General features: G+C 50.6%; 5 protein-coding genes. 3 read left to right on the forward strand and 2 right to left on the reverse strand.

Going from position 1 to position 3,339, the window contains the following annotated elements; translation table 11 throughout:
• On the reverse strand, positions 1 to 669 hold a 669-nt coding region (locus tag BQ8014_RS03320), incomplete at its 3' end, for an epoxyqueuosine reductase QueH (protein ID WP_200814336.1).
• Between the two features lie 15 nt (positions 670 to 684).
• Here BQ8014_RS03320 and BQ8014_RS03325 point away from each other — a divergent pair.
• The gene (locus tag BQ8014_RS03325; RefSeq protein ID WP_080903121.1) at positions 685 to 1,134 is read left to right on the forward strand and encodes a hypothetical protein; all 450 of its coding nucleotides are present in this window, start codon (positions 685 to 687) and stop codon (positions 1,132 to 1,134) included.
• 3 nt (positions 1,135 to 1,137) lie between these two features.
• On the opposite strand, the gene BQ8014_RS03330 is transcribed toward BQ8014_RS03325, so the two are convergent.
• Complete coding sequence (locus BQ8014_RS03330; RefSeq protein ID WP_080905786.1) at positions 1,138 to 1,407, reverse strand: GNAT family N-acetyltransferase; 270 nt, start codon at positions 1,405 to 1,407, stop codon at positions 1,138 to 1,140.
• 157 nt (positions 1,408 to 1,564) lie between these two features.
• On the opposite strand from BQ8014_RS03330, the gene metN reads away from it, so the two are divergent.
• A complete protein-coding gene (gene metN / locus BQ8014_RS03335) occupies positions 1,565 to 2,596 on the forward strand; it encodes a methionine ABC transporter ATP-binding protein MetN (protein WP_080903122.1) in 1,032 nt (343 codons plus the stop codon).
• Positions 2,589 to 3,242: a methionine ABC transporter permease MetI gene (metI, locus tag BQ8014_RS03340; RefSeq protein ID WP_080903123.1), complete on the forward strand. Its 654-nt coding sequence runs from the start codon at positions 2,589 to 2,591 to the stop codon at positions 3,240 to 3,242. Before metN ends, metI begins: the two co-directional genes overlap by 8 nt.
• Positions 3,243 to 3,339 lie beyond the last annotated feature (97 nt).

Genomic DNA, 3,339 nt, shown 5'->3' on the forward strand with positions numbered 1-3,339 from the left:
GAAATCGGAGGGAAGGTATTTCACGGCAAAGACCTCCTGTATCTCCAGGCCGAGCTCGTTGATCTTTTGGCTGTTCTTCATCGGGCTTAGGGTCAGGGCGCTGGCGAAGTAATCGAAGCCGAGTTCCTGCGCCTTCCGCGCGGCTTTGTCCAACCGCATCTGATAGCAAATGGCGCAACGCCGCCCCCCTTCGGGTGCATCTTTTTCCGCCATCGTGCGTTGGAAAAATTCTTGCGGACAGTACTCTTCTTCAAGGAATTGCACCTGGCTGCCGGTTTGGCGGTTGAAATCCTCGATAAATTGCTTCTGGACTTTGCTGCGGTAGAGATATTCTTCTTTCGGATGAATGTTCGGATTGGCAAAATAGATAGTGATATCGGCTTGGCGGGAAAGGCGCTCCAGTACATAGGTGCTGCACGGGGCACAGCAACTGTGGATCAACAGCCGGGGGCGCGTTGCTTCCGCTTCCCAACTCTTCATCATCTCTTTCAGTACCGAATCGTAATTCACTTTCTGGTTCGGCTGAACGGGTACGGTTATTTCTTTCGCATTGATCAGCATAACTGCTGCAAAATTAGATTTTTTATTGGATTCTTCCAATTTATCCTGCATCGGACAGGCTTCTTCTTTTGTATTGATTCCAAAAAAATTACCTTTGTATTCAAACATAAAAAGGAAAGGGATATGGATAAAACAACAGAGAAAAAAGGAGCTGTCAAGGCGGGGGTTAAAAAGTTTCTCAACTGGACCCTTGTCGTCGTGATCCTGGCCTTGTTGGCCTTCGGAGCGGTTCGCTATTACTATCCGTATGGCGAAGGAGTGAAGGCCGGGCAATTAAATTACGTTGTCTATAAAGGAATCATCTTCAAGACGTATGAAGGGAAGCTGATCCAGTCCGGTGTCTGGTCGAATAAGCCGGGAGGGGTCCAGTCGAACGAATTCGAGTTTTCCATTGAGGACAAAACAATAGCCGAGCAACTGATGCTGGCGGGCGGCAAGACCGTTGAGCTGCACTATAAGGAGTATTTCGCCGCTCTTCCCTGGCGGGGATACTCCCGGTATGTGGTGGATAAGATCGTGAAGATCAATGATGAATCACCCGATTCATCTGATTCTTCCGTCATCCGTCCATAAGTGTCATTCTTTCTGATACTCCGGATGCCGTTGCAGCCAAGTGACGGCATACGAGCAAGTGGCTTTCGGTTTTAGGCCGTTGGTAAGCGCATAGTCATAGGCCGCCTTGACGAGGGCGGAAGCGATTCCCTGCCCTTCCAGAAAGTTGGGGACGAACGTATGTTTGATATCCAGAGATTCGGCTGTTTGGACGTACTCTACGAAAGCAATCCGGTCATTCTCCTGGTATTCAAAACGATTTTTTTCCGGTAAGTGTATGATTTCTCTTTCCATTTTTTTTGATTTTGCGGATTCACCGGGAACCCTGTTTATAATAAAACAAATCACCGGTGGGAAAGGTTAGGCGGAACCAAAGAATTGATGCCCGGAGGAGGTATTTCTGCAAAAAAAATATAATTTTGTCAGTCATAGGTAGCTTTAGCAAAAAGACATGATCGAACTAAAACATCTTTCCAAAACTTTCCAACAGGGAGGCCGGGTGACGGAAGCGCTTTCGGATGTTTCGCTGGTGGTACCCGCGGGGAAAATCATGGGGATTATCGGTGAATCCGGGGCGGGTAAAAGCACGTTGATCCGCTGTGTGAACCTGCTCGAGCGGCCTACGAGGGGGGAAGTCCGGGTAGACGGGCAAAACCTGCTGGAGCTTTCGCCGTCGCAACTGGCCAAGGCGAGGCAAAATATCGGGATGATCTTCCAGCATTTCAATCTCCTGTCTTCCCGTACGGTCGCCGGGAATGTGGCTTTCCCTCTGGAATTGAACGCCACGCCTCCGGTGGAAATCAGGTGCCGGGTGGAGGAACTGTTGGAACTGGTCGGGCTGGATGGGAAAGCAGACGATTATCCTTCGAAACTTTCCGGCGGACAGAAGCAGCGGGTGGCTATTGCGCGTACGTTGGCCAATAATCCGAAGGTCTTGCTTTGTGACGAAGCCACCAGTGCATTGGATCCGGGGACGACCCGCTCCATCCTGACGTTGCTCAAGGAAATCAACCGGAAGTTCGGGATTACGATCCTGCTGATCACGCATGAAATGGAAGTCGTGAAAGAGATTTGCGACGAAGTAGCTATCCTCAGCGGCGGACGGTTGATCGAGCAGGGCACGATTGCGGGGATCTTCTCTCATCCCAAACATGAGCTGACGCATCGTTTCATCGCTTCTTCCATCCATATACAGGTACCGTTCGATTACCGGGAACGGCTGACGGCGGAACCTTCCGGGGGACGGCATCTGTTGATTACGCTTGAGATTTCAGGGCAATCCATGGCCAACTCCGCTCTTTCGGAAGTCATGAGGCTGTATGCCGTCAAGAGCAATATCGTCTGTGCGCAGATGGCTTATGTGGGAGGAGTGAAATTCGGAGTCATGCTGATCGAACTGATTGGCGAGGTGGAGAATGAACATAAAGCGGTAGACTATTTCAAAAGTAAAAATATAAAAGTGGAGGTGTTGGGTTATGTCTGAATCGATGATCGGGCTCTTATGGGCAGGCACGCTGGAAACGCTCTTTATGACTTTTGTCTCCGGCTTTTTCGGTTTCCTCATGGGACTGCCGTTGGGAGTGACGCTTTTTATTACGCGCAAAGGGCAGATCAAGGAAAACCGGGGGGTGAACGAGGTCTTGTCCCTTTTGGTCAACTTCTTCCGCGCTATCCCGTTCATTATCCTGATTGTGTGGATGATTCCCTTTACGCGGGCGGTGGTCGGCACTTCTATCGGCGTCTTTGCGGCCCTGGTGCCGCTCAGTGTGGGGGTGGCCCCGTTCATTGCGCGGATGGTGGAAAACAGCCTGCTGGAAGTACCCGGCGGATTGATCGAAGCGTCCCGGGCGATGGGAGCTTCTCTTTTCCAGATCATCCGGAAGGTACTCTTGCCGGAAGCGTTGCCTTCGTTGGTCAATGGCGCGACAATTACCCTGATCATGTTGGTCGGTTATTCGGCTATGGGAGGAGCCGTCGGTGCCGGCGGATTGGGGCAAATCGGCTATCAGTACGGGTATGTGGGCTATGATATGCTGGTAATGAACATCGTATTGCTGCTGTTGGTCATCCTGGTATTCTGTATTCAATATACCGGCGATATCCTTTCGAAGAAGATGGACCACCGTTGAAAATATAATTACAGATAGGAATATGAAGAAAAATACAGGCTATATAATAGGATTGGCGTTGGCGGGACTGGTGCTGGCGGCTTCTTGCGGAGGCGGG

This window comes from Parabacteroides sp. Marseille-P3160 (genome assembly GCF_900162725.1).
GTDB lineage: Bacteria > Bacteroidota > Bacteroidia > Bacteroidales > Tannerellaceae > Marseille-P3160.